Below are 25665 nucleotides of genomic sequence, written 5' to 3' on the forward strand. Positions count from 1 at the left end.
CCTGATACAAGGGAGTGATGATGTTATTTGGTTTATCCGCAATTACGGAAAGCATACCCATTTTATAGAGGAGGAATTAATGAAAAATGAAAAACAAAAGAATACTTTCCCTTGTTCTATCGCTTGCTATGGCGCTCAGCCTAATGCCCTCAGCAGTCGGGGCATACGAAAAGTCTGAGATGAGCGGACCGTCTGAGAGACTACTCCATCTGAGGACAGGAAGTGTCAATCTACAGGAGGGAACATGGAACGACGATCTCCTGGAGGAGAGTGGCAGCACGGAGCATAAATTGTACGTCGTTCAATTCAGGGATGTCATAACCGAGTCATCCAAGCAGCTGCTGCTTCAGACTGGGGCGGAAATTGGCGACTATCTTCCTGATTATGCTTATCTCGTACGTATGAATCCACAACAAGCCGGCATCCTCGCCGCAAACGAACTCATTTACAACGTCACTCCATTTCAAGCCCAATGGAAGGACGGCACCACCCTATCTTCAACACACAGCCAATCTAACAATTACGTCATCTCCATATTCAAAGGAAGCGAATCACAAGTAGCCGGTTCGTTGCAGCAGCAAGCAATTACAATTACCGATGTACAGCAAGGCTTCATCGAAGCCGTACTGCGTGATGAACAAATTCCTCTAGTACTCCAGCATTCAGATGTAACCTTCGTTGAGCAAAAGCCACAATACGGAATATCCAATGACTTTATTACTAATCAAATAAACGCCTCTACACCAACCGGTGTGTGGAGCAAAGGTTGGACAGGCAGTGGCCAAGTGGTTAGTGTGGCTGACAGCGGCCTGGATTCAGGAAGCTTAAGCACGCTGCACAAGGATTTTGAAGGACAGCTTCATGCCACGCCAGCCCCGAATCCATCAACTGGTACCTGGTCTGACGCGAACGGCCATGGTACCCACGTAGCTGGTACCGTGCTTGGCAGCGGAGCCATGTCTAACGGTAAGTACAAAGGTGTTGCCTACGGCGCCAAACTACTTTTCCAGGCGATAGGCTGCGGTGGAGATTCCATTTGCCCTGGCGATGTGCGCGACTTGTTCGGTACAGCGAAGCAGCAAGGAGCAGCCATCCATACCAACTCCTGGGGAGCCCGCTTGAATTACTCCTATAACGCCAATTCTTCGCGTGTTGACGAATTTACGTTCAACAACAAGGACTTCACGGTTCTGTTCGCAGCTGGAAATGACGGCAGCTCGAACAATACCATCTCAACTCCTGGCAATGCCAAAAACACGATCACGGTTGGTAACCTACAAAAATCGAACCCGAATCAAATCGCCTCAACTTCCAGCAGAGGGTATGCCATTGATGGCCGGATTAAGCCGGATCTTGTTGTAACCGGTTCCAATATCATATCGGCACGATCATCTGCTTCAACCAGAACGCCTAACCCGAACAATTACTACACCAGCTTATCAGGCACTTCCATGGCCACTCCAGCCGTTGCTGGTTCAGCTGCAATTGTTCGCCAATTTTATATCCAAAATAAACAGGTAACACCATCGTCGGCACTCATCAAGGCTACACTTATTAACGGAGCAGAAGATGTAGGTTATGGCTGGATGAGTAGAGAGACAGGCTGGGGCCGTGTGAATTTGGTTAACTCACTTACCCCAACCGATGGAAGACAAAGCGGCTTTATTGACAACCAAGCTGGATTAAATACAAATGGTTCCATATCGTACCGCGTGAAATCTACAGCAGGCAAGCCATTAAAAATCTCTCTCGTTTGGAGCGATTACCAAGGAGCAGTCCAAGCAGGTAAGCAATTGGTAAACGATCTTGATCTTGAGGTAAAAGCTCCAAATAATGAAATATTAAAAGGCAACTGTTTTGTACAGAACACAGCAAGCTCTACATGCGCCAGTTCTGACCACGTCAACAACGTTGAAAACGTCTATCTGAACACACCGTCAACTGGCGACTACATTGTGACCATTAAAGGCTACAACGTACCACAAGGCGCGCAACCGTTCGCATTAGTGGTGTCAGGTAATAATGCCGAAATCGTTCCCGGTGATACAGAGCCTGTGGTACTGAAAGCACCTGAGCAGTTAACGGTGACCGGTGTCACTTATGATACGGCCAGCCTGACATGGATCGATCCTAACGGTACTGCGCTCGGCCTCCAATACGAAGTATTTAATCAAGGGAACCTTATCGCCACTACTGCGGTGAAAAATTATACGGTAACCGGGCTTACTTCGGGGCAAACCTACACATTTACAGTCAGGGCTAAAAATGCCGAGGGCAAAGTGTCGCCGCATAGCTCACCTATAACAACGAAGCTGCCCGACAAAGATACGGGAACCACTCCATGGCGGGCAGGCACTGCTTACAAAGCTGGCGATCTTGTCTCATATGGTGGATTCGTATATAAATGTATACAGCCACATACCTCATTGACGGGCTGGGAGCCGTCTATCGTACCAGCATTATGGTCCCGTGTGCAGTCATAATTTATAATCATAAGGATAAAAATAGAGGAGCAGCAGGGTAAAGCAGCCCCTTACAAAGCTCTTCGTGAGCAATCAAATAGGATCTTGCTAAGCGGCTCAAGTTCTGTGGACTTTGGGCCGCTTTGTTAAGTTTAATCGTATCCCCTACTGCCATGATCAGCGGATCAGCATCTGGCGAAAACATCACTACTGCTTTTGCCGCTCTATCCCTAATGAGTTCCGTATATTTCTCCATCTGAATGTGTGCACACTTCTAACTGCTGCCAATAACTTTAAAGGGACAACTAGGACTGGAAGTCCAGTTGATACCTCTTGTATCGGATAACGATCATCCATCCAATCTTGGTCTATATGTAGGACTTCGGCCATAATGGCTGCATCTATATTTCCCTTGTGAAAATACATTTACAATAGATAACTTATATTCTCCATCTCCTGTTCCCCTATTCCTCGTCATCCGCGCTTATATAATCTGTGTGCGCTCTTCCCCAAACACACATGCTATCCAGCACAGATCTAAAAGATTGACCATGTTCTGATACGCTATATTCCACTCGCGGCGGTATTTCTTGGTAGACCACACGTTCGATCAGTTGGTCATGTTCCAGCTCACGCAGCTGCTTGGTTAATGTTCCTTGTGAAACTTCCGGTATCATCCGTTTAAGCTCGCCAAAACGTTTGGTACCATCCGTCAGCAAAATAAATAAAATCAATGGCTTCCATTTGCCACCGACGATGTCAAGTGTTGTGAGTACGCCTGTTAATCGCGGCTCCTGATTATTCCTGTTCATCAGATTCACCTCTTTGTCCATCATACAAAATGATTTTTCATCTTGCACCACTATTGTGAATCCTTCTGTCAGCTCGCAATCCCATGATATGCACTATGGTACGAATGTTCGTACTAAGTACGAACCAAGTGCGTACTTTGCAACGCTCCCGTTGTACCCAATAATAAGAAGAGCACAGCTCTAACAAGTCTATAACTGGCAGTGCTTAATTATGGAGAGGGAGAGAGTACAGATGCCCGTCATTTCGCTAAACAATCAACGTGTGGTCATAATTGGAGGCAGCTCAGGTATAGGTCTGGCTACTGCCCAGCAAGCCATCGAACAAGGAGCACATGTCATTATTGCAGGTCGCTCGCAGACTAAGCTTGATATCGCCCTTCAGTATCTAAACAATGATTCTGTAGAAACCTTCCCTTTAGATAATCAAAATGAAGCGGAGCTGCAGCTTTTTTTTGAGCATGTTGGCAAATTTGATCACTTATTTACACCTGGCGCCTCTTATGTAAGAGGTCCGCTCTCCTCTAGTACAGAGGTAGCACACAGCTGCTTTGACGCCAAGTTCTGGCCACAATACAATGCAGCAAAATATGCGGCTCCACATCTTAATCCGCATGGTTCGATCGTGCTCATGTCTGGCGCTTTTGGTCAACGACCGCTGGCTGACGGTGCTTCATATGCCGCCTGTAACGGAGCCATCGAAAGCTTGGGCAAAGCGTTAGCAGTTGAACTAGCTCCTGTTCGGGTAAATGTCATTTCCCCTGGCACCATCTATACAGCATTTAATTGGGAAGGCGCGGCGCAGGAAGTAAGAGATCAAGCTTACGATGCCTACACCAGCATGAATCTGTTGGGGAGAGTGGGGCAGGCTGCTGAAGCCGCACATACCGTTATTTATTTGATGACAAATGGCTACACAACAGGCAGTACCCTGTTCCCAGACGGGGGTTACATTTTACGCTAATTAACATATAAGACGATATCGTTTTGATTCCAAGGCCGTAGGACTAGTTCCGAGGGCCTTTTTTCATGACGTGCAGTATCGGGTCAAATCACACTTCATCACCTGGTAAGAACAGCAACAAGTAGGAGCTCAAAAGCTATAGATCATACATTAAGACGCGGGCAGTATGTGGGTTTCCGTTTTTTAATTAGAGGTAAAATGACCAAATAGGCCCCATCGAAAGAGCTGCAACATGTATCTTCATGGTGCACCTAAGTCGATTGGAAGCCTATAAACAGATCCATATAAACATGTTGTTTATACGGGAATATATCGATTTACAAAATTTTTCACTTTCTCCACGTATCCATCGTAATCCACTAGGATCGAGGCACCATGAGCTGCCTTAGGAACGATCCATAACTCCTTGTCGCTCTTGCATCGCGCATGCAGTGGATATACCATCTGAGTCGGAACAAACGTATCTTCTTCCCCATGTATAAACAGAATTGGCGTCTTGGCACGCTCTACCTGCTTCAGTGCAGTTGCCTCCTTAAAAGAATAGCCTGCGCGAAGTCTGCACACCAGACTGGTTGTGGATAATAGCGGAAAGCTGGGTAACCTAAACATCTGTTTGAGCTGGTAAGTCAATTGGTCATACACAGAAGTGTACGCACAATCAGCCACGATCACTTTGACTTGTTCCGGAAGTTCCTCCCCGCTAGTCATCAATACGGTCGCCCCTCCCATAGATACCCCATGCAAAACAAGTTCTACCTCATTGCCGAACCGTGTGATTAGATACTCAATCCATTTTAAATAATCTTTGCGATCATGCCAACCAAATCCGATGTAATGGCCTTCACTAAGACCATGTCCCCGATTGTCCGGCATAAGCACGTTATATCCTAACGAGTCATAATAAATACTTGCGTAAGATACCATGTCGCGTCCTTGACCGGAATAACCATGCACTAATATGGCTAACTTATTCGTCGGCTGCTTCGCTGCCATATAGTAGCCATGCAGCTTCAACCCGTCATACGATTGAATCTCTACATCTTCATAACTTTGACGGCTCAACCATTGCTGGTTCTCTTCTGCGTGACGTTTCCATTCCTTGGCTATTTCCGTATCCGGGTCGCCTGACAGAAACGACTTGCTCGATCGTTTGACCGCCAATTTGTAAAAATATAAGCTCGCCGCCACAATTCCCATTCCTATCACAAGTGCAATTATTGTTACTCCCACTACAATATTCATTTCTGCCTGTTCACCTCGGAATTCAGTTTAATATATGTCATATTATACACATTGTTACCGAACAAATCATCTTTGCCCTCGATTCTGCACTTGTGAACCTATCCATGGGCTAACGCATACGATACATTATCCCTATTTACAATATCGGAGGTTATTCATATGTCATCTAATGCTAGCGAATCTGCAGTGGTGTATCAAGCCACACCAAATACGGTTACCAATCTGAAAGGCGTCCGCGAGCGGGCGCAACAAGCCGTTAGCCCTTATATTAACTCCCATGTCAAAATCACAACCATTGACGGTCAAATTTATGAAGGAGTCATTGTCAAAGTCGAGGGCAGCATCCTTCATTTAAGCATTGCAGGCCAGCCGCAGCCTCAACCGCAACAGCCTATGCCTTATTCATATGATATGACTTACATGCATCAGACCCCTATGCAGTCCATGCCCGGCCAGTCTTGCGGCTGCCACTCCTACAGTCACAGCCCTAGCCCTTACGATTTTTACCGTGCCTTCAATCCTTACTACAACAACGTCATCTTACCTTTAGTGTTATTTGAGCTTCTTGTCATTGCACTGATGTAACAAGGGAGCATACATTCATATCTACACGTCTGACGCCAGAGAAGCAGCTTTCTTGCACGCAGCTGCTTCTTATTTTGATCCGTTTATAATCTCCAATCTGATCGCCTTGGCCGTACCTGGATAAGCTATCTCATCGCGTTCGGAAATCCATAAATGAACCTTGTCGCCTGGACTGAATGATTGTGGAATGGAGCGGATATCTACCCAAAGCGCATTCGGCTTGACCAACTGTATAAGCTGCTGCACCGATTTGTCCTCCAAGTCCTGTGCTCTGATGTTACCCCAAACAAACAGCACCTGCTCCTCTTTTACCTGATGTGTCACAATATATCCGTTGAATTGGCATGGCTTGTCGTCAACGGACACCGCCCTTGATTCGGGCCACAGACAGCCTGCTGTGCTTATTGTTATTAAACTTATAAATAAGCTTATTCGCAGCATGCACTTTAATCCAAAACTCATCGTACCAGCCCCCTTAGCTTCCATGTTCAACCTATCTTTCTTTCGACACTTCGAACATTAGGAATGGGAATAAGTTCAATGTCTCGTTCAGTTTGCCCGCAATTCACACAACAGATTCGTGACTGATCATTTATGTGCGCTTATGGTTGTTTAATTCTGATTTAAGCTCTTATAATCGAGACTCTACACTGCATTCCTAAAATAAAAAAAGACCTGCCAACTCCGATGGAGCAACAGGTCACAGGTCTTCGTATATGCAATTGATTGACGCCAATTATGAAACGGAGCTAGAAGCCTCCAGCTTATATGCGGATAACCGATTAGCCTGAAATAGACCATACAGCACTATAGTAATGGATAAAGCGCCAAAGATCAGCACCATGTATTTTAATCCGATCGTATCCAGGAAAAATCCGGATGACAGCAGTACAACTTGGAATAATAATCGTTCTAACATACCGCGCAGCGAAAAGAATCTACCATGATACTCCTTTGGAATTCCCGTTTGAAAATAAGTTGCGACGAGCGGGAAGAAACAACCCAGAGCAAATCCTAACAGACCAAACGACACGATCGAGATGATTGGAATGTCCGCAAAAAATAACAGGAATTGTGAAATGGCAATAACGACCGATAATCCAAACAGCTTTTTTAATGTGCTGCCTTTACCCATTATTCGTTTGACAAACAACGCGGCGATAAAGAAGCAAATCCCCTCTGCTGCGTACAATAAACCTTTAATCTGCACGCTGTTCTGCAGTTCACTGATATTAATAACCATCAAATTAAACGATCCAAGAAACAAGATCGGCAGCAATGAAATACCCAGCATCATCATCGCGACAGGCATTGTTTTTAATACTGGTATCATCTCTTTAAACGCACCTTTGCTGTTACTCTTGCCCTGCTTGTCAGTCGATATCTCCTCATCTACTTTCAGGAAGCAGGTAGAAACAAGCAGCAACGCATACGCGATAAAGGAGCATAAATACAACGTGTACAAGCTCATGACAAGCAGCAGTGCACCCGCAAGAGCCGTTCCCAAAATTCTTGCAATTGTTGATGCATTCATAAATACACCATTCAGTGTCATCAGATCCTTCTCTGCCACGATCTGCGGGATGAGCGCCTGCAAAGCCGGGAACATAAATGCCATCGACAATTGCAACGCTACCCCGAACACCACCATCCATGTCACAGAGTCAAAGGCCAACGCCAGAAACATAAAGCATACACTGATCAGCCGGCCTACACCTGATATAATCAATACTTTCTTCTTTCGATTTGAATCAACAACTCTCCCAGCTAAAGGACCTACAATAATTCCCGCTAGCAAACCTGTAAATAAAATAAGTGACTTCATAAAGTCAGATGGAACATGCTGCTGCATAAATTCGAGATTCGCAATAATGGAGGTCCACATGCCTAGCCCCGCAATAAATTCACCTGCCAACACGATCCATACGTTTCGATTTCTCCACATCTACGATTCTCCGTCTCTTATAAGAAATATATACTCCAAATGTACATATTATCATATCAGTTGGTAGAAACAATTACCAACTCATTCTTATTACAGACAGAAAATATGAGACAGCGTTAACCATCCGTAGGAAGTTCTTATTGGAAGTCTCCCCTGCTTCTCCCCCCATACCACGCAATGACTTCTTCCCAATTGAAATGATCATAATATTCATTTGGCATGTCCAATTGCTTTATGATCAGATACGGTTTATCGCCTGATGGTCCCGATGACCATGCATCTGCTTGCTTTCGGGTTGTCCGGATCCAAGTCAAACGATCACTACGGGACTTCACGTGCTGAGGAAAGAAATCTCCACTTCCCGATGGAGGGTTTGTTATTCGGATTTGTTGGTTATCATCTAACCCAATTCTGTACAATGCGGGTAGTGGTCTTTCTCCCGGTGTGTTTGACCATGCCCGCTCTTTTGCTCGTGCAACTACGATATGATAGTCATCAAGCCATGTAAAGTCTCGGTCCGCATACCCGCTTGGTGTATAGGATTTGGATTGGATCACTGGAAGTTCGTCCACTGTTAGCTGTTTATTTTCAACAGAGAATCGCCCTTCACCTGTAATAGAAGCTAGCTTATTCGTTTGTGGTGCCCAATTAAACCAAGACGGATAACCTAACATTTTGTCTAGCGTGTAAAATCTCGATCCGTCACGAGACAACACACATAATAGATTGCCGTCCGCCGACAACGATGCGGTAGGCTTGGCGATAAAGGCGATCCACTTCCCATCTGAAGACCACTTAAATATACTTGTCCCTACCGCAAAAAAGTCGTCCGATTGACTTGGCAGCATATAAAGCTGTTTTACCTGCTTGGGGTCCATGTTGGCCGTGAGTGGAACCACATACAATTTGACATTGGTCCAGCCTGTAGGTTGCAATTGAGCTAGCGATGACACAAGAAAGCCACTTCCGTCAGGTGTCCATGAATAATTTCCGACACCTGATACGACTGGCTGCTGGACCTGGAGCTGTCCTGCCGCTAGCCGTGCAATATCCACAACACTTAGCAGTCCATTTTCCCTAACAGCCAGTATATGCTCCTTGGGAGACCAACTGTATTGATCTGCGCTCTCCACTACAAGTGCACTTCGCTTGCGCTCCACGTCATATACCCACAAGTTCTGCTCTGCCACCCAATAAGCAATAAACTTGCCATCTGCGGACCATTTGGGCAAGCTCGCCCTCGTCTGATCAGTAGCTCGGTATTCCACACCACCCTTGCTAATCCACAGCGATCCAGCGCGTATGTAGGCAGCTTGCGGGTAGTCGATCTGTTGATTCACTTCTTGTCCTGGATGGTTGACCGACCTCGCACTTACAGTTGTTGTGCCGCTGCACAGCCCGATTAACAGTAGGACTCCCAGTACTAAACATCGGGATGTTTGTCGGGACTTAAGCACATTTTGTGTACCAAATCGATTCATGCCTACATCAGCCTCCATATCTCATCACAATACAGAGGTAGTGTTCGTTATTCTTAAAGGCTTATGCACGGTGACTGCATCATGAGCAGGACTCCAACATCATCAAAACGTATGGTCTGTCCTTGCAACTGCTCCATCTGCTAAGTGTAAGGCATGCACACTGTAAAATAGAAGTTATTCTTTATCGTTTTAATGCGGTTCGGGGTTTCATATTGATCCTTCACAGTCTGCAGGAGGTCCGCAGAAGGTTAGCGCGCCTATGCGGGCCTACGCGGTTACGTTTCCCCCCTGTTCTTCCAGCCTGGAAGCTGCCCAGAGCTGGAAGGCGGCAGCATGGTCTGCAAGCACGCCTATCATAAGGCTGGCATACATGTCAGCAATGACTCTGCCTGCTTCATGGAAGGGCTCCAGCCCATCAATAGTTAATACACCATGCACACCTAACGAAAGACAGAGCAGTGATTGATACGGACTTTTGGAATCTAGATTACGTTCCCAGTCCTCATCCTTTTTAACGTCGGAACAATGAACTGCCGTCTGCTTTCGAAAGGAGCGGCCTGCTACGGAGCGATCGACATGCAGCTGCCGCTCACCAACATACTTTTTGGGGAAGCCCGCAGACGCAAAACGAAGCGTTAAGGTCTGATCTGCGTACAACCATATTCCACAACGATGGTGGCCTCCCGGCTTCATTTTCATGTCGATTGCAAGCATGTCCAGCATCCGCTGTAGCAAAAAAGCCGACTCTGTCAGCGCCATGTAAGGGTCTAATAGCATTCGCAGGTCACTACATGTATCTGTGAATGTCTTCAAGTTGCGCAGCGCGGAAAGAGATTGCTGAGCAGCGTGCTCACTATCCATTTGAGATGTGCGAAGCGTATCCAACTTTTCCTGATACGTCTGCATGCGCTCATCTCTTGTCATCACGTCTGATACCATATCACTCAATTTTTTATTAATATACAGCGTTTTAAAAAAATAAAATATGATGCCTGCAGATATAACAACGGTAAACAAATGATAGCCCCAAGGCGGCAGCTTCTCCAACATTGCCTTTATGATCGCTTCCATCATAACGCCTCCATCCGCATCATAATGCCTGTATAATACAAGCATATGCGCAGGTATGGGCGAACATGCATTCTTAATGGGTAGGGTTGTTTTTATTTCCATTATTAATTCTGTTTATAACTATGTACCCGCGCAAAAAAGAGCTGCCTTTGGCCACGTACACCAAAGACAGCTCCTGACGTTCTATTTATATCAAAGTCTTTTAAACATCTTATCCGTCCGACTTAGTAAGCCGAATTAGACTGCTCACCCTTCACCAGCGCAATACCGGAACTCGTTCCAATCCGACTCGCGCCAGCTTGTACCATTGCTGCGAAATCTTCTGCGCTGCGGACACCGCCCGAAGCTTTGACGCCTACGTCAGGCCCTACAGTCTTACGCATTAACGCGATATCGGCCGCTGTTGCGCCACCTGTCGAGAAACCAGTTGATGTCTTTACAAAGTCAGCGCCTGCGCGTACAGACAACTCACAAGCACGAACTTTCTCATCATCCGTCAACAAGCATGTTTCGATAATAACTTTAACAAGCGCTTTACCTTTTGCTGCTTCCACAACTACACGAATGTCACGCTCTACAAGCTCGTCCAGCTTGTCTTTTAACGCGCCTACATTAATAACGGTGTCTACCTCTGTGGCTCCGTTAGCAATCGCATCTTGTGTCTCAAATGCCTTCGCCTCAGGTGTAGAAGCCCCTAGCGGGAAACCAATTACTGTACACACCTTGACGTCAGGCGTATCTTTTAATACTTCATATGCCGTCTTTACATTAGCAGGGTTCACACATACTGATGCAAAATGATGCTGCTTTGCTTCCTCCGCTAGGCGGATAATCGCATCGCGCGTTGCGTCAGGCTTTAATAAAGTATGATCGATTAAACGTGCAATTTGTTCAGTGTTCATGTAGGGTTCCTCCACTCAATTGGGTTATATTTTACTTGCCACTTCCTTATGCTGCAGCTTACTTGGAATGAATTTCTGCGTGAACCAGCGTTGGACGCTCCACTTTATTGCTTGTGATGGTATAAGCCTCATAGATACGCTCAATCACATCTTCTACTGCCTCGCGGTTGCTGTGGATCGTTACAATCGTATCCCCCTGCTTCACTTCATCACCAATCTTCTTCTCCAGCATAAGTCCGACAGCAAGGTCGATCTCAGACTCTTTTGTCGCACGGCCAGCACCTAGAATCATAGCGGCCGTCCCAATGCTATCTGCAACGATCTCGGATACATAACCGTCCTGCTTCGCTTTAACAGCGATCTGATAGTTTGCTGCTGGAAGCTTGGAAGGCTCATCCACGATGGATGCATCGCCGCCTTGTGCCTCTATAAACGCCTTAAACGTTGCCAGCGCTTTGCCGCTCTCAATCGCATCCTCCAACTGACGGCGCGCTTCTTCAACACTCTTGGCATGTTCAGCCAAATACACCATATGGCTGCCAAGCGTTAAGCACAGTTCGTGCAGATCGTCAGGACCTTCGCCACGCAGCGTGTCGATTGCTTCCTTCACTTCAAGCGCATTACCAATCGCATATCCGAGCGGCTGATTCATATCGGAAATGACCGCCATCGTGTTGCGGCCAACATTACTGCCGATTTCAACCATCGCTTCGGCAAGCGCTTTGGCCCCCTCCAAGTCTTTCATAAACGCACCTGCGCCAACCTTAACATCAAGCACAATCGCATCAGATCCGGAGGCGATCTTCTTGCTCATAATCGAGCTTGCCATCAACGGTATCGAGTTTACCGTTCCTGTTACGTCGCGCAATCCGTAGATTTTCTTATCTGCAGGAGTCAAGTTGCCTGTGGGTCCTGTAACCGCAACTTTAACTTCATTCACCTGCTTGATAAATTGTTCATTGTCAATTTCCGCATGGAAGCCAGGAATTGCTTCGAACTTGTCAACCGTGCCTCCGGTATGGCCAAGACCACGTCCAGACAGCTTTGCTACTGGTACTCCTACTGCTGCGACTAGGGGAGCCAGCACAATTGTTGTTGTATCGCCCACACCACCTGTGCTGTGCTTGTCTACTTTTATTCCTTTAATAGCGGACAGGTCAATCGTATCGCCTGAATCCACCATTGCCATTGTCATGTCTGCTGTTTCCTGAGGTGTCATGCCCTTAAAAAATACGGACATTAAGAAGGAAGACATCTGATAATCCGGAATCGTACCTTTTGTGTAACCTTCAATAATAAAGTCGATTTCTTGCTTCGTCAGTTGTCCGCCATCCCGCTTTTTCGTAATCAAGTCAACCATTCTCATCATAAGCCATCCTCTCCAACGATGCGTTTATAGTGATCCGGCTTAGCCGGTAAAACCGCAATTACAAGAATAATCCAATTAATGTTGACGATAAAATGGAAGCCAGCGTAGATCCAAACAGCAGCTTTAAGCCAAACTGCGCCACTTCGTCACCACGTTTGTCATTTAGTGCTTTGACAGCACCGGTAATGATTCCAATGGAACTGAAGTTAGCAAAGCTTACCAAGAACACAGATACGATACCAACCGCGCGGTCGGACATACCACTCGCAATCTCTTTAAAGTTAAGCATCGCCACAAATTCATTGGTTACGAGCTTTGTAGCCATAATGCCACCCGCAGATACGGCTTCGGACCAAGGAACTCCCATTAAGAAAGCGACAGGAGCGAATATATAGCCAAGTACATTTTGGAACGATATTTGGAAGATAGCTTCAAATACCCAGTTGATCATATTCATTAATGCGATAAAACCAATCAACATCGCGCCAACGATAATGGCAACTTTAAAGCCATCCATTATACTCTCACTAATCATTTGGAAGAACGATTCCTTCTTGCCTTCCTCTTGTACAACGGCAACATCTTCCTCTGGCGTCACTTTATAAGGATTGATCAGACTCGCTATAATAAGTGCCGAGAAGATATTTAAGATGATCGCAACTACGACATATTTAGGTTCCAGCATCGTCATGTACGCTCCAACGATCGCCACGCTTACTGCGCTCATTGCTGACGTACACAAAGTGTAGAGCCGCTGTTTGGACACTTGTCCCAATTGTTTTTTTGTCGTTAGGAACACTTCCGATTGTCCAAGCACGGCTGCGGAAACCGCAACGTAGTTCTCCAGCTTGCCCATGCCGTTCAGCTTGCTTAAAGCTAATCCGACATACTTGATAATAAAGGGCAGGACTTTAATGAAGTTTAATATTCCGATCAGTACCGAAATAAAGACAATTGGCAGCAATACGTTTAAGAAGAATGTAGAAGCTCCTTCATTCTGCAGACCACCAAATACAAACTCCACGCCGCCTATACCAAACTGCATCAGCTTATCAAAGAGCCCTGATACAAATTTAATCAACACAATCCCGATTTCCGTATTTAATACGATAAATCCGAGCACCAATTGCGTAACAATCATCGCAAATATCGGTTTGTAACGAATACCTTTGCGGTTGTTGCTGACCGCATACGCCAGTCCAAAGACAAGCAGCAGTCCTAACAGGGCATACACAAATTTCATTCTATAGCCTCCAGCTCTTTAATGTGTTGCTTTATAATAGCGCTTACTTTCTAACGTATAACACGCTAATCAGTACCCTGATTCGCACGTCCGCAATCATGTACGCCTTACGAATGTAATATACTAAGCATTTGAACTTTTGTAAATACTATTTTGAACAAATGTTATATTCATTCGACTTCATGTTCTTAAATTATTCAATATTGCTTTATTTCCAGCATTTCCACAACGTATTCATTCCCAATTCAACTATTTTGTATCATCTTCTCTTTAATCTTTACCTCCTCACATACCATATTGAACATTTGTAAAATCATAACATCTCAAATTGTTAATTTCTATTTATGTACACACAAGCACAAAAAGAGATACTGCCTTATGACAGTATCTCTAGTATGATCTATTTTTATGAAAGAGCTGTACAGCTAATTCAGATTATCCCGATTCAACAGAAGTCTTGCCGTAAATTGATCTGTAATCAGCACATTGGCATACTTCGCCTGCAAGGCTCCACGAATACCGTCAACCTTTTGTGCTCCGCCCGCAATTAATACCGACTTTTCCTTCTGCCTTAACTCCTCCAATTCAATTCCAATCGTCCTTGCGTTTAGCTGCTCGTTGCAAATTCGTCCCTCTCTGTCAATAAACCGCGATCCAATATCACCAACAGCATGTTGGGACAACAATTGAATATCTTCTTCCGTAAAATAACCAAGGTGGAACAATAACGAATCGTTTGCATCCGGAACACCTACTGTAAATAACGCAATATTCGCCTGTCTGCCCAAATCCAGCAGCCTCCGGATATGGCGATCCGCTTCGATTGCTTGCTTCACTACTACATGGTCCACAATGGCTGGCAGCGGTAGATGATAAGGCATCGCGTTATAGGCTTGTCCGAACAAATGTAAAATCTCAGATGCATATGTTTTCTGTTCGGAATGGCTAACGCCCCCCTTGAGCTGTACGATCTGTACATCCTTTAATGCTTTGTGCTCCAGATGTGCAGCAACTTGATACAAGGTCGTTCCCCATGTCGTGCCAATGATATCTCCATCCTTCACGATGCTGTTCACGTATTCCGCTGCAAGCATACCAATGTACTGCTTAATGATCGGCTCATCAAATGCCGGAATCGAAGCGACCAACGCTTGCTCCAACCCAAACGCCTGCTCCAGTTCCTCCTGAAGCTGCTTCCTGTCTTCCCTTGGGTCCATTATACGAATTTCTACGAATCCTTCTTCTTTGGCCTGCTGCAGCAGGCGCGATACCGTTGGACGCGACACGCCGAGTCGACTTGCAATATCTTGTTGGCTGTAGTCGTGCAAATAATACAGCTTCGCTGCTTCGATGCTTTTTCTAATTTTCTCGTATTCCATAGCTCCCCCGTTAATCACGTCCGACATACATCCTGAGTTACCCCCATTGTGGCACAATCAGCTGTACAGCGCAAGGCAAAAAGAACCGTTCGATCCTCCCCTTCACAGGCAGCAATCGAACGGTTCCTTATTAAATGTCTATTATCCATGCTGATGCCGAACTGCCGGCACTGCAGGTACTTTGGAAGCTACCTTTACCGGACGACGTGCCGTACCTGCTTGAACGGTCCACGTGATCACTTTGCCCGCTACGCTTACCGCCAAAATCGTATACAACGTATCCATAAGCGGCAGGAAAAACATGGACACAAGCAATACCGCGACATCAATCAATATAAATACAGTACCTACGCTCAGCTTCGTAATACGACTTATAAACAGTGCTGCAATATCATCGCCGCCTGTCGCGCCGCCGAAGCGAAGCACAATTCCTGCGCCTAATCCAGTCAGTATCCCGGACACAATAGCCGCAAGCAGTAAATTCGAACCAAAATCAAACACAAACGGCGAAAACCGTTCACACAGCTCATAAGTAAGCGAGAATACGCCTGTAGCAATCGCTGTGTTCATAATAAAGGTTCGGCCTTTGAAGAACCAAGCCGCAATAAATACCGGAATGTCGAGCAGCAATACGGTGAGAGCAGGCGACCAGTCAAATGTATATTTGCCGATAAGCGCCAAGCCTACGAACCCGCCTTCTGCTAAATGGTTCTGAAAATTAATGTGATAATAACTAAAAGCAAGTAAAATTGATCCTAACAACATCCAACCTATGTTACGTAATTGTTCGTTTTTCCTCATCTTTGTTCCCTCTCGTCTGTCGCATAGTTTGCCTATGACTGACTGCGGGAATACAAATAGAGGACTTCATCCTTCGATTCATCTTCGTCACGCTTCCTTCGCAGTCAGTCTCATTCGTCAAGTGACTTCACGATCTGCGAGAGAAGCTAGATGTAGGAAAGATCATAACGTTTCCAGATTGTCCTTTGGGGCATCATCCTTCGGGGACGCATTGGTATCCTGATCCTTTCTGTAATTGTTTTTGGGTTAACCTTAGCTAAAGATATTATACCACAATCTATATGCCCTCCAAACCGCATCCATTCTTCAAATATCGCTGCCGTCTGGATTTAACCGCATTTAACGGGAACGAGCCTGAACCAGTCCCATCTATGGTCTGCTTCCTGCTGTATTTGCTCTGCCATGCTCGTGAATTTGACGCATTTACACTTTTCCAACATTTCCTACTTAAATTGACCCCCCCGTATCCATACTATGGTAAATAACCATAATAGATAGTACAGATGTTCAAGAAGCGATCACATTTGATGTGCGTTAGATCACGCTGTGATGTTTATCACATCCGTAAAATGACAACTGTAAGCTGCTTGCTGTTATAAACATTTCGCTTTGCTGTCCGCCCTACATGATAGGTTATGCGTCTACCGAAGTGGTTGTCCGGGCAGCAGGAACAATTCAGACATTTTAATGTGACTCAAGCTCATTCAGCCATGTTGACCATTTGGTGCTAAAGAGCACTTCACAATCCAGCAGTATCATTTTAACTTTGACCTATAATTAAGGAGGATGTCCTCATGTTAAGTCCACGTACAATTGAATTAGTTAAAGCTACCGTTCCGGTATTGGCGGAACATGGTCCTGCAATTACAACACGATTTTACGAATTGATGTTTACCAATCATCCTGAGCTTCTGAATGTGTTTAACCATGCGAATCAACGTCAGGGCCGTCAGCCGATGGCGCTCGCGAACGCCGTATACGCAGCTGCAGCCAATATCGATCAGTTGGAGACGATTATCCCTGTCGTTAAGCAGATCGCCCAAAAGCATCGCGCGCTGAGCATTAAGCCTGAGCATTATCCAATTGTTGGCAAGCATTTGCTGCTCGCTATCAAAGATGTACTTGGCGAAGCTGCTACGGACGATATTATAAACGCTTGGGCGGAGGCGTACGGTGTAATCGCAGACGTCTTTATTCAAGTCGAGAAGGACATGTACAAGGAAGCAGAGACACAAAGCGGCGGTTGGAAAGACGTGCGTCGCTTTGTGGTCGCACGCAAAGTAGAAGAGAGCGATGTTATCACGTCCTTTTATTTGAAGCCGGAGGACGGCCAAGCGATCGCTTCTTTTGAGCCTGGTCAATACTTGACTGTTCGTGTGCAGCCCGAGGGCCATAAAAATACGCATTATCGCCACTACAGTCTGTCGAATGCACCGGGTTCGGACACTTATCGCATCAGTGTAAAGCGGGAGGACGGCAATGCCAACGCCCCTGCCGGCGTGGTGTCCAGCTACCTTCACCTTGCTGTGCATGAAGGTGATATCATTGAAGCGACTGCGCCCGCTGGTGACTTTACGCTGAAGCGCGACACTTCCGCGCCGGTTCTACTGCTCAGCGGCGGCGTAGGCTTAACGCCGATGACAAGTATGCTGCATACACTCGCGTCTGAGGAGCCGGAACGCGAAGTGTATTACATCCATGCGGCGCAGAACCGCGCAATGCACGCGTTGAGCAGCGAGATCGCTGCGCTCGCTGAGGAACATGAGCGTGTCCATTCGTTTGTTTGCTACGAGCAGGCCGGCGACAGTGACACATGCGACCATGTTGGCTATATAGATGCGGCTTGGCTGGTTTCCGTTGTACCTGCTGCAATCTTGGCAGAAGCTGATGTATACTTTTGCGGACCTGTCCCTTTTATGAAGGCAATCTATCAGGCGCTGGACACACTGCAAGTGGACCGCTCCCGCGTACATTATGAATTTTTTGGTCCTGCCGGCTCCTTGGAGCAGTAAGAAAGCTGTCCTAAGCCACGGCCAGACTTCCTGCTAAGCGTGGTCTGTATAATGAAGGCAATCTATCAGGCGCTTATGCATACGAAGTATGCTTGATTGTTCAAGCTGTGCACAGCCGTCAATTCCACCAACAGGTGTGGATTGACGGCTTCTTGTCGTTAATGGTTCCATGCAAGCTAGACCCTGTAAGGAATAAATGGTGTAATTAGCATCAATGCTATTTGATATCGACATCTGGCTATAATCCGCTATAATTAGACCATTGTCATTTTTCATGAAAGGGCGTCTCATCATGTCTCAACAACCAGAATCAATTAACTTCCAGCTTGAACCGAAAAAGTGCAAAGAATCCAGAGTATTTCGGACTGGCCGTGTATTTCCAAATGATGTGAACAATCATAAGACATTGTTCGGCGGCAAATTAATGAGTTTGATCGATGAAGTAGCCTCTATCAGCGCTATGCGGCACAGCCGCTGCAACGTTGTGACAGCTTCCACGGATTCCGTTGATTTCCTGCGGCCGATCCATCAAACGGACTCCGTATGCCTGGAGTCGTTTGTCACCCATACGGGAAGAACAAGTATCGAAGTATTCGTTAAGATTGTCGCTGAAAATTTATATACAGGCGAACGTGTCATCGCAGCCACTTCGTTCCTGACCTTTGTCTCCCGAGATGAGGATGGAAAGCCTTGTCCGGTAGCCCCTGTCGTTCCCGAGACAGAAGAAGAATGCCTGCTGCACGAATCGGCAGCGGAACGCTCTGAGCTGCGCAAGATTCGCCGTCAATCGAGCAAGCGACTCGCCGAGCGTCTGACGACAGGAAAGTATTGGGAGCAATAATGATTAGCCGTCTGTTGTATAGCAGGAGCCGATCACATTTTTGAGACAGGAATCAAAACGCTTTGCAAAATTTAGTCAGCCGTCGAGATCAATCGGCGGCTGGTTACTTACTCAGAGAACCTAACTCCTTTGCACTCAAATCTACTTGTTAATCATAGCGGCATTTTAGAAAACAGTTCCCGCCACAAGTCAATGTGCTGTGTTAAACCACTGTGCGTTTCAACATCGCTTAATTCGATGTATCCAATATAACATGGACTTTTTTCCTGTTGTCCTCACAATTTTTCAGGCCTTCTTGAAAATCGCCAAAATCTCTCATAAATTCTACTTGAAGATGGAATTACTTTCATTCTAAAGAACCATAGATATCTATCTGATTGAATGCTATTCTATTTAAGGAAATATATTACACTTTGAGAGGAGTGCTCTTTTGAAGAAATTTTTTTCTCATTCTTTGTCTTTGTTCCTAGTCGTCTGTTTGTTATTGACCGCAACACCTGTTTCAGCGCAGAATACAACTGCAACTAGCAATGTTTTCTACTACGACTATACTGACCTCGACGGGAACGTGGTAGGAAAGCAAAAGAAAGAGGTTACTTTAGGAGCCCCTGTTCATGATTCTAATGGAACTATACACGTTACTGTAACAGAAGTTATTTCTTTTGAACTGAATGATGATTTTGACTTAAAGGATAAGCTAAATACTACTACACGCACTACAACATTTTCCCATGACAAACTCGGAAACAATTATATCGACAACGAATTAGTTACTCCCCTAGAAGTAAATGATGACTTTTCTTCCCTCGACTCTGGCGGCCACTGGAAATACACCAATTATAATTGCGACTCACAAACTCAATGTTACTTGTACACTGGCTCTGGAGTATCTTACAATCTGCAAGATGTACACAACGCGTACAAAGAAAAGTATTTAGTGAAAAACAGTACGAATAACCCTACAATTTCAGACTTTAAGCTTTATGCAACACAAGCTGCTAACTCGGTTTCTATATATAACAATAGCGGAATAGCGTATGCACTAGCTATCGCAGGTACAACTGGAGCAATCCCATTCGTAAATGCCATTGCAGCAATAATTGCTGGAGGAACTGCGATAGCACTTGCCTATCAAGGTTACAGCGCTTGGAAAGACCTTAACGATGCCATGAAAAATGCATACTCAATTTTGTAGGTAAACAAGAAAAATCTGCACGAGTAAAATGCAGATTTTTTCTTTAGTCCAATTATTCAGGAGGTTAAGCAGCTATGAAATACAGGCGTCTATTCGTATATTTATGTGGACTTCTAGGCATTGCCATGAGTATCCGTGGTTTATTGCTTTCAATTTCTTTTGGAAAATCATACGTGATAGATGTTGTTGCTCTAGTCTTGTGGATATTATACCTTTACTCTTTTCGTTCTATTTTCAAACAGCAAATTGATAACGAAAAAAAAGGTAGTGCTAATACGTAGATTTAAGTATTGTGTGACGTGTTCAAAAAAACCTAGAATCTTTAAGTATCAGCAATAGAATTTATCCCTTCATCATAACGACGATCAACCATACTCCCGACCAACTAAAAATATATATTAGATGAAAGGCTCTGGAATTTAGTCCAGAGCCTTTATTGCGCTATCATCAAGGCTTCGGCTTTAAATATGTGAAAAAAAGTTCATATTTAAAAACAAGGCAGGAAAAAGCAACATGGAAATGGAAGTATACTTGTAGATTACATAGAAAAGGGGAAAACAAGATGAGTATGACGATGAATGCGCGTCCATATGCGCAGGATCAGGTGAGTGGAGACTCTTATTTTGATGGAGGATTGCTGCAGTACATCGGGTTAACGATTCTAGGCATTATGGTGACGGTGTGTACGCTTGGCATTTGTCTGCCATGGAGCTTTACAATGCTGTATCGTTGGAAAGTAGAGCATACGGTCATTGAGGGGCGACGTTTGGCGTTTACAGGAACCGCAGTCGGTCTGTTCGGCAATTGGATTAAGTGGTGGCTATTGTGTATTATCACGTTTGGTATATACAGTTTTTGGTTATTTATAGCACTGGAAAAATGGAAAGTAAAACATACCCTGTTTAAATAATATCCTTATATTGCATATTAAATACACAAGAGACCGTCCTACAGGAACGGTCTCTTGGCTTTCTTTATTAGTCACACCATTTGACGCTTCCTTAATGCCTGATGCTCGACAGCACTCCTTGCAGCACACCGACATCATATGGAACAGGATACAACATCCGCTTCTTACACGCTCATCGTTATCACTATACCCCTTGCCGAATAAGCCGATTTACTGTCTCGCGACGAACACCAATAAATTGGCCGATCTCTTCTTGCGTGAGCAGATCCGTCACCCGTTCTTCTTTGGCATAACTGTTCATCCACCTCTTCAGCAGCTCCAGTCGTTCCGCCGGCGATCCAATTGTCAGATGATCGATACGCTGCTGCATAAACCGCAGCTTCTCTTGCAGCAGCTTGGCGGCATCTAATGCTTTGTCTGTGCTTATTGCCAATTCCGCATACCAATCCTTCGCGGAGATGCGCTCCACTTCCCCATGTGTCAAGGCTGTCGCTGTGCCATGAAAATCTTTAGGAGAAATCAGCGAATGGTGCGGCACGACCTCTCCCGGATATAAAATATTAAACAACACAATATTCCCATTCTCATGCAGACGTGTTACTTTATACAATCCACTAATGATACGGTATAAATAAGTGCCAGGATCCCCTTGATGGAACAGCACTTCCCCTTTGTGCAACGTCATTTTCATTATATGCCCCTCCATCTGACCATACTCATACACCGCCCTGCTGCCTGCGTCTCTCTCGCCATGTACATGCTCCAAAATACATACCAGCGCTTGATCAGCCTTGTCCACGTCTGTGGATCAGCCACACAGTGTCTAAGCTTCCTGATGTTCTATGTAAACGCCCTGCTCCAAGTAATGCTTGTAGATACGGAAAAAGACCCGCATCCCGAGCCAATATTGCTTATCGCTCTGAATTGGTGTCAACCAATAAATGGCCTGATTCATTGCCTCGTCATGCCCCTCGGCTTCCATGTTCCGGTACCGCTCCAGATCGATATCAAACATGCCCTGCACGACCTCATCAGGTCCTGCTCCTTCCGCACGAAATTCATAGGTAGCCTTGCTTCCTTCCTCTGCAATCCGCTCAAATTGTACATGGTTTATCACTCGTATCCTCCGTTCTGCTATAATCCCCCGCTCATCCCTGATTATAGCTGCTACTTCATGCGCGCATGAGGCCATGTGACCAGCCACCCCTTATTGCGTACCCGCGCCTCATAATACGCACGATCCGTAAATTTGGGGCTTTGGCGAATGTTCATCTCCATTAAGTCTTGAAGGGCCTGCTCCCCCCACGGACATATGAAGGTCAGCGCCCCATCAGCCTCCATTCGTACACCTACAGCCGTCATCAACTCCGGCCAATGCATCATAGCGTCTGCCGTAGAAATAAATGGCTCGTCTCGTCTCAGCATATGCATGCGCGCTTGATTCTTAAACGACCACTTTCGATGCGGCAGCTTTGCTTGAAACGCTTGCTCATATTGTTTCTCAATCGATTCCTGTGTACATATCGAATCATAATAGACAACATCGACATCATTCAAAGGTGTGGGCTCTGCATAACGATGCAATTTGTCCCATACCAAATTGCGTACGTAGCCCGCTCCGATACACCAATCTGGCAAGTTCATCTCCCGAACAGCCTGCAATTCTGACATTCTGATCTCATCCTCAGCAATCCAGGCCAGTATACGCTGCTCTGCCTCATTGAAGCTCCATCTACCGACTTCATCCGTACGGTTCATCAATCAAACCACACCCCTAAGTCCGTGCTAACCGCCAAACGACACACACGATCTAACTGCTGCGCAGTGTTGCGTGATTCCGAGAGTTCAGGCCATTCTCCTATGCGGAAAAATGCCACCTCACTCGTCTCCATGCCTTGTGCAGCACTTCCTCCTGTAATTGTGCACTGGAAAAATAACTTGTACACATCATTCCAGCCAAGTGGGTGCTCATGCTTGTGCTTATCCAACACAGCGAGTAGTCTGACGGCTTCCACCTGGAACCCTGCCTCCTCGTACACTTCCTTCACAACGTTCTCTGCGGCAGACAATCCCCTGTCCGCCCAGCCTCCTGGAAGCGCCCAACGATTATCACTGTTCTCCCGCACAAGCAGCAGCTTGTCTTCATGCAAAATAACGGCTCTTACATCTACTTTGGGTGTCGCATAGCCTTGCTCCCCTGACCACAATTGAACAAGCTGCTCCGCATCTGTATCCGTATGCGAAGCAGCTATAGCTGCGCTTATATGTCTAATCTGTTCAAATCGTTCCACATCAAACGGGTCCTTTGAATAGGCCAAGCCGTTCTGACTAATGGCCTGAAGCTGTCGTGCCCAGAGCAGCCATTGCTTGCTATCCGGCATCACACATGCCCCCTATCCTACATTATCGTAATCGGATGTCATTGAACAGGATATAAAATATTCCTGTTTGCACGTACAGTAAAATCATACCCTTCCTCGCCTCAATGCTCGAACGAACCTGCATCGATACTCCTTGCAGCCTACTTGGTCCTTTTACTTGACTGCTTGAATAGGGATTGTCTGGTATTATCTCAGTGGACGCTTGTGCATCGCATACAATTCATCCTCAACAGCCGCAAAACGATCATTTAACATCTTACGGGCATCTTCCAATGCTTGATTATAAACGTATGGACCTATCGTCTTCAGCATAAATTCCAATATGTCTGCCGATGCAAGCTCTCCAATCGTTTCCGATCGTTCAACCTCATAATAATGCTGAACTTCACTTACTAGCACTTCCCGTTGTTCCTTCGTTAATTTAATCATCTGCTGCCCACACTCCTTTGTTATAGCCATTGATACATTTCGACAATGTCCTTCTCATTCCTGCCCTTTGGCACTCACTTCCGCTTGATAATCGAATATTTGTTCGTTATATTGAATATAATAAGAACACAAGTTCGTATAATGGTTAATGATAACGATACGAAGGAGGAGTCAGATGAGCTCCCGTCCAATGTCCCCTCAAGGGACGCTGCCCCACCACACCGATGATGCACTACTCGTAAAGCATTATGTGCTGCAGACACTTGTCCTCGATGTTCTGGAGCGTGATATAGCCAGACTAGCTGCTTCCTCGCTGAAGATGGCTTATATTTACATAGAAAGTCTGCGCCAAGCTCAGGACGAGGCGACCGCAGAACTCTACCGCATTCGTAAGCAATTCAGACAAAGAGGAATCAAAGTATACGATGAAGAGCGACAAACTCATGGTATACGCGTACATTACATGTGTAGAGGATACGAGCATTCTTTCTATATGCTGCGCGGCCTGCTGCGCACCGAGGTCACTGGCCTAATGAAGCGTTACTTGCATATTCATTCTTCGACACAACCGGATACGATCGCACCGTAATGGCATCAGGACAAGGTTAAGCCAGGACAGTTCATATTACAGAGCTCCTGTGAAAAGTAGTCGATCTCATCGAATCGACTACTTTTTTTTATTACGGGTTGTATCGAACGCCCTGAATAAACGAAACAAGAGACCATTTACTGGCTGCTACTGCTGAAAAAATTCTTTAGCATATTCCACAACACCGTGTACTCCTGAAAGACCACCCTCTGTAAGCTCAATGGCCATAAAACATTCGTCAGGTACTTCAAATGGAGCTTTAATCTGATATTGGCTAGCTTTTTGATAACCAAACTTAGGATAATACTGTTCATGACCCATAACAATAGAACCTTTATATCCGAGCCGGGAGGCGAGTTGATGTCCTTCCATAATCAGCAGCTTCCCTATGCTCTTCTTTTGCAGTTCTGGTAGTACAGCAACAGGCGCAAGAGCAACCAGAATATGATCCCCAACTTTTATTTCTGTAAACAGAATATAACCAACGATTCTGTCTTCATCTACAGCTACAAGCGACAATGCTGGAATAAACATGTCGCTTTTTCTTAGTCTGTTTACTAAATGATGTTCATCATGATCTGAATAGTCAGCCTTTTCAAAAGCCTTCCTCACTACATAAAATACCTCGTCAATATCTTCGATGCTTTCTTGTCTTATTACTATACTCATAGTTAACCACCTATTTTAGAAAAAGTGTTTTAATGAAAAATATAACATTTTTAAAATGCTTTACAAAGAAAAAGCAGCTATAGCACTAGACTATACCCACTTTTATGCGTAATAAGGCATCTATCAGGCATACCACCAAATAGACACCGCCTTTTCCATTAGATGCTCAAATTATACTTTAAGGGCACCTATACGTCAAACAGCAATATACCAATATTTACATAAATTCCCTTATAATCTTAGTAAAAACAACGCTATTTGTATAAGTAATTCCAGAAAATTCACTTGCATAACGAATGTATGTTCGGTATATAATAAAATAAGAATATATGTTCCCTTCGTGGATAAATTAAGTATTACATGCCGCTCTGGCTTTACAATGTTCA

At 45.3% G+C, this 25665-nt stretch carries 27 protein-coding genes; 8 read left to right on the plus strand and 19 right to left on the minus strand.

From position 1 onward, the window contains the following. Positions 1 to 86: 86 nt before the first annotated feature. Positions 87 to 2483, plus strand: a complete 2397-nt coding sequence (locus tag QP775_RS08005; RefSeq protein WP_285105026.1) for a S8 family serine peptidase — start codon at positions 87 to 89, stop codon at positions 2481 to 2483. Positions 2484 to 2490: 7 nt separating this feature from the next. On the opposite strand, the gene QP775_RS08010 is transcribed toward QP775_RS08005, so the two are convergent. Continuing rightward, positions 2491 to 2718: a hypothetical protein gene (locus QP775_RS08010; RefSeq protein WP_239328318.1), complete on the minus strand. Its 228-nt coding sequence runs from the start codon at positions 2716 to 2718 to the stop codon at positions 2491 to 2493. Between the two features lie 208 nt (positions 2719 to 2926). Next, entirely contained in the window at positions 2927 to 3274 is a 348-nt protein-coding gene (locus tag QP775_RS08015) for a winged helix-turn-helix transcriptional regulator (RefSeq protein WP_239328319.1), read from the minus strand. 232 nt (positions 3275 to 3506) lie between these two features. On the opposite strand from QP775_RS08015, the gene QP775_RS08020 reads away from it, so the two are divergent. Next, a complete protein-coding gene (locus QP775_RS08020; RefSeq protein ID WP_285105030.1) occupies positions 3507 to 4235 on the plus strand; it encodes an SDR family oxidoreductase in 729 nt (242 codons plus the stop codon). A gap of 297 nt (positions 4236 to 4532) precedes the next feature. Here QP775_RS08020 and QP775_RS08025 read toward each other — a convergent pair whose 3' ends face one another. Then, entirely contained in the window at positions 4533 to 5477 is a 945-nt protein-coding gene (locus QP775_RS08025; protein ID WP_285105032.1) for an alpha/beta hydrolase, read from the minus strand. Positions 5478 to 5636: 159 nt separating this feature from the next. Between QP775_RS08025 and QP775_RS08030 the strand changes: the two genes are divergently transcribed. Beyond that, positions 5637 to 6062, plus strand: coding sequence for a hypothetical protein (locus tag QP775_RS08030; protein ID WP_285105035.1), 426 nt, complete (start codon positions 5637 to 5639; stop codon positions 6060 to 6062). 69 nt (positions 6063 to 6131) lie between these two features. On the opposite strand, the gene QP775_RS08035 is transcribed toward QP775_RS08030, so the two are convergent. The 9 genes from QP775_RS08035 to QP775_RS08075 form a co-directional block, all read right to left on the minus strand. Continuing rightward, entirely contained in the window at positions 6132 to 6524 is a 393-nt protein-coding gene (locus QP775_RS08035; protein WP_285105037.1) for a DUF3221 domain-containing protein, read from the minus strand. Positions 6525 to 6798: 274 nt separating this feature from the next. Further along, a complete protein-coding gene (locus QP775_RS08040; RefSeq protein WP_285105040.1) occupies positions 6799 to 8007 on the minus strand; it encodes an MFS transporter in 1209 nt (402 codons plus the stop codon). 137 nt (positions 8008 to 8144) lie between these two features. After that, positions 8145 to 9488, minus strand: coding sequence for a translocation protein TolB (locus QP775_RS08045; protein ID WP_285105042.1), 1344 nt, complete (start codon positions 9486 to 9488; stop codon positions 8145 to 8147). Positions 9489 to 9755: 267 nt separating this feature from the next. Further along, a complete protein-coding gene (locus QP775_RS08050) occupies positions 9756 to 10559 on the minus strand; it encodes a GAF domain-containing protein (RefSeq protein ID WP_239328326.1) in 804 nt (267 codons plus the stop codon). 224 nt (positions 10560 to 10783) lie between these two features. Continuing rightward, positions 10784 to 11461: a deoxyribose-phosphate aldolase gene (gene deoC / locus QP775_RS08055; protein WP_239328327.1), complete on the minus strand. Its 678-nt coding sequence runs from the start codon at positions 11459 to 11461 to the stop codon at positions 10784 to 10786. A gap of 58 nt (positions 11462 to 11519) precedes the next feature. After that, positions 11520 to 12827, minus strand: coding sequence for a pyrimidine-nucleoside phosphorylase (locus QP775_RS08060; RefSeq protein WP_239328700.1), 1308 nt, complete (start codon positions 12825 to 12827; stop codon positions 11520 to 11522). Between the two features lie 61 nt (positions 12828 to 12888). Then, positions 12889 to 14073: a NupC/NupG family nucleoside CNT transporter gene (locus QP775_RS08065; protein WP_239328328.1), complete on the minus strand. Its 1185-nt coding sequence runs from the start codon at positions 14071 to 14073 to the stop codon at positions 12889 to 12891. Between the two features lie 425 nt (positions 14074 to 14498). Then, on the minus strand, positions 14499 to 15452 hold the full coding sequence (locus tag QP775_RS08070; RefSeq protein ID WP_239328701.1) for a DNA-binding transcriptional repressor DeoR: 954 nt from the start codon (positions 15450 to 15452) through the stop codon (positions 14499 to 14501). A 141-nt stretch (positions 15453 to 15593) separates the two neighbouring features. Next, positions 15594 to 16253 carry a YitT family protein gene (locus tag QP775_RS08075; protein ID WP_239328329.1) on the minus strand — a complete coding sequence of 220 codons (660 nt, stop codon included), beginning with the start codon at positions 16251 to 16253 and terminating at the stop codon, positions 15594 to 15596. Between the two features lie 794 nt (positions 16254 to 17047). On the opposite strand from QP775_RS08075, the gene hmpA reads away from it, so the two are divergent. Then, positions 17048 to 18265 carry an NO-inducible flavohemoprotein gene (gene hmpA, locus QP775_RS08080; RefSeq protein WP_285105045.1) on the plus strand — a complete coding sequence of 406 codons (1218 nt, stop codon included), beginning with the start codon at positions 17048 to 17050 and terminating at the stop codon, positions 18263 to 18265. A gap of 33 nt (positions 18266 to 18298) precedes the next feature. On the opposite strand, the gene QP775_RS08085 is transcribed toward hmpA, so the two are convergent. After that, positions 18299 to 18541, minus strand: coding sequence for a hypothetical protein (locus tag QP775_RS08085; RefSeq protein ID WP_285105047.1), 243 nt, complete (start codon positions 18539 to 18541; stop codon positions 18299 to 18301). A gap of 16 nt (positions 18542 to 18557) precedes the next feature. On the opposite strand from QP775_RS08085, the gene QP775_RS08090 reads away from it, so the two are divergent. The 3 genes from QP775_RS08090 to QP775_RS08100 all read left to right on the plus strand — a co-directional run bounded on the left by QP775_RS08090 (position 18558) and on the right by QP775_RS08100 (position 21211). After that, on the plus strand, positions 18558 to 19106 hold the full coding sequence (locus QP775_RS08090) for an acyl-CoA thioesterase (RefSeq protein ID WP_239328332.1): 549 nt from the start codon (positions 18558 to 18560) through the stop codon (positions 19104 to 19106). A gap of 430 nt (positions 19107 to 19536) precedes the next feature. After that, a complete protein-coding gene (locus QP775_RS08095) occupies positions 19537 to 20301 on the plus strand; it encodes a hypothetical protein (protein ID WP_285105050.1) in 765 nt (254 codons plus the stop codon). Between the two features lie 574 nt (positions 20302 to 20875). Continuing rightward, positions 20876 to 21211 (plus strand): DUF898 domain-containing protein, encoded by a 336-nt coding sequence (locus QP775_RS08100; RefSeq protein WP_239328702.1) that lies wholly within the window; start codon positions 20876 to 20878, stop codon positions 21209 to 21211. Between the two features lie 184 nt (positions 21212 to 21395). Here the strand turns inward: QP775_RS08100 and QP775_RS08105 are convergent, their stop codons facing one another. The 5 genes from QP775_RS08105 to QP775_RS08125 form a co-directional block, all read right to left on the minus strand. Next, complete coding sequence (locus QP775_RS08105; protein ID WP_239328703.1) at positions 21396 to 21902, minus strand: Crp/Fnr family transcriptional regulator; 507 nt, start codon at positions 21900 to 21902, stop codon at positions 21396 to 21398. Positions 21903 to 22034: 132 nt separating this feature from the next. Then, positions 22035 to 22328 (minus strand): hypothetical protein, encoded by a 294-nt coding sequence (locus tag QP775_RS08110; protein WP_239328334.1) that lies wholly within the window; start codon positions 22326 to 22328, stop codon positions 22035 to 22037. A 50-nt stretch (positions 22329 to 22378) separates the two neighbouring features. Next, positions 22379 to 22969: a nucleotidyltransferase family protein gene (locus QP775_RS08115; RefSeq protein WP_285105054.1), complete on the minus strand. Its 591-nt coding sequence runs from the start codon at positions 22967 to 22969 to the stop codon at positions 22379 to 22381. Further along, positions 22969 to 23592 carry an NUDIX hydrolase gene (locus QP775_RS08120; RefSeq protein ID WP_239328336.1) on the minus strand — a complete coding sequence of 208 codons (624 nt, stop codon included), beginning with the start codon at positions 23590 to 23592 and terminating at the stop codon, positions 22969 to 22971. The genes QP775_RS08115 and QP775_RS08120 overlap by 1 nt, the downstream gene beginning before the upstream one ends. A 186-nt stretch (positions 23593 to 23778) precedes the next feature. Then, the gene (locus QP775_RS08125; protein WP_285105060.1) at positions 23779 to 24021 is read right to left on the minus strand and encodes a DUF2164 domain-containing protein; all 243 of its coding nucleotides are present in this window, start codon (positions 24019 to 24021) and stop codon (positions 23779 to 23781) included. A 175-nt stretch (positions 24022 to 24196) separates the two neighbouring features. Between QP775_RS08125 and QP775_RS08130 the strand changes: the two genes are divergently transcribed. Next, complete coding sequence (locus QP775_RS08130; RefSeq protein ID WP_285105062.1) at positions 24197 to 24610, plus strand: YhjD family protein; 414 nt, start codon at positions 24197 to 24199, stop codon at positions 24608 to 24610. Between the two features lie 147 nt (positions 24611 to 24757). Here the strand turns inward: QP775_RS08130 and QP775_RS08135 are convergent, their stop codons facing one another. Beyond that, positions 24758 to 25279: a GNAT family N-acetyltransferase gene (locus QP775_RS08135; RefSeq protein ID WP_285105065.1), complete on the minus strand. Its 522-nt coding sequence runs from the start codon at positions 25277 to 25279 to the stop codon at positions 24758 to 24760. Positions 25280 to 25665 lie beyond the last annotated feature (386 nt).

It is taken from the genome of Paenibacillus sp. UMB4589-SE434 (assembly GCF_030226685.1).
In the GTDB taxonomy this organism is placed as follows: domain Bacteria; phylum Bacillota; class Bacilli; order Paenibacillales; family Paenibacillaceae; genus Paenibacillus_B.

Coding starts and splice junctions, on each gene's coding strand:
- QP775_RS08005 (WP_285105026.1), top strand. CDS start 87: ATGAAAAACAAAAGAATACTTTCCCTTGTTCTATCGCTTGCTATGGCG.
- QP775_RS08010 (WP_239328318.1), bottom strand. CDS start 2,718: ATGGAGAAATATACGGAACTCATTAGGGATAGAGCGGCAAAAGCAGTA.
- QP775_RS08015 (WP_239328319.1), bottom strand. CDS start 3,274: ATGAACAGGAATAATCAGGAGCCGCGATTAACAGGCGTACTCACAACA.
- QP775_RS08020 (WP_285105030.1), top strand. CDS start 3,507: ATGCCCGTCATTTCGCTAAACAATCAACGTGTGGTCATAATTGGAGGC.
- QP775_RS08025 (WP_285105032.1), bottom strand. CDS start 5,477: ATGAATATTGTAGTGGGAGTAACAATAATTGCACTTGTGATAGGAATG.
- QP775_RS08030 (WP_285105035.1), top strand. CDS start 5,637: ATGTCATCTAATGCTAGCGAATCTGCAGTGGTGTATCAAGCCACACCA.
- QP775_RS08035 (WP_285105037.1), bottom strand. CDS start 6,524: ATGAGTTTTGGATTAAAGTGCATGCTGCGAATAAGCTTATTTATAAGT.
- QP775_RS08040 (WP_285105040.1), bottom strand. CDS start 8,007: ATGTGGAGAAATCGAAACGTATGGATCGTGTTGGCAGGTGAATTTATT.
- QP775_RS08045 (WP_285105042.1), bottom strand. CDS start 9,488: ATGAATCGATTTGGTACACAAAATGTGCTTAAGTCCCGACAAACATCC.
- QP775_RS08050 (WP_239328326.1), bottom strand. CDS start 10,559: ATGGAAGCGATCATAAAGGCAATGTTGGAGAAGCTGCCGCCTTGGGGC.
- deoC (WP_239328327.1), bottom strand. CDS start 11,461: ATGAACACTGAACAAATTGCACGTTTAATCGATCATACTTTATTAAAG.
- QP775_RS08060 (WP_239328700.1), bottom strand. CDS start 12,827: ATGAGAATGGTTGACTTGATTACGAAAAAGCGGGATGGCGGACAACTG.
- QP775_RS08065 (WP_239328328.1), bottom strand. CDS start 14,073: ATGAAATTTGTGTATGCCCTGTTAGGACTGCTGCTTGTCTTTGGACTG.
- QP775_RS08070 (WP_239328701.1), bottom strand. CDS start 15,452: ATGGAATACGAGAAAATTAGAAAAAGCATCGAAGCAGCGAAGCTGTAT.
- QP775_RS08075 (WP_239328329.1), bottom strand. CDS start 16,253: ATGAGGAAAAACGAACAATTACGTAACATAGGTTGGATGTTGTTAGGA.
- hmpA (WP_285105045.1), top strand. CDS start 17,048: ATGTTAAGTCCACGTACAATTGAATTAGTTAAAGCTACCGTTCCGGTA.
- QP775_RS08085 (WP_285105047.1), bottom strand. CDS start 18,541: ATGAAAAATGACAATGGTCTAATTATAGCGGATTATAGCCAGATGTCG.
- QP775_RS08090 (WP_239328332.1), top strand. CDS start 18,558: ATGTCTCAACAACCAGAATCAATTAACTTCCAGCTTGAACCGAAAAAG.
- QP775_RS08100 (WP_239328702.1), top strand. CDS start 20,876: ATGAATGCGCGTCCATATGCGCAGGATCAGGTGAGTGGAGACTCTTAT.
- QP775_RS08105 (WP_239328703.1), bottom strand. CDS start 21,902: ATGAAAATGACGTTGCACAAAGGGGAAGTGCTGTTCCATCAAGGGGAT.
- QP775_RS08115 (WP_285105054.1), bottom strand. CDS start 22,969: ATGAACCGTACGGATGAAGTCGGTAGATGGAGCTTCAATGAGGCAGAG.
- QP775_RS08120 (WP_239328336.1), bottom strand. CDS start 23,592: ATGCCGGATAGCAAGCAATGGCTGCTCTGGGCACGACAGCTTCAGGCC.
- QP775_RS08125 (WP_285105060.1), bottom strand. CDS start 24,021: ATGATTAAATTAACGAAGGAACAACGGGAAGTGCTAGTAAGTGAAGTT.
- QP775_RS08130 (WP_285105062.1), top strand. CDS start 24,197: ATGAGCTCCCGTCCAATGTCCCCTCAAGGGACGCTGCCCCACCACACC.
- QP775_RS08135 (WP_285105065.1), bottom strand. CDS start 25,279: ATGAGTATAGTAATAAGACAAGAAAGCATCGAAGATATTGACGAGGTA.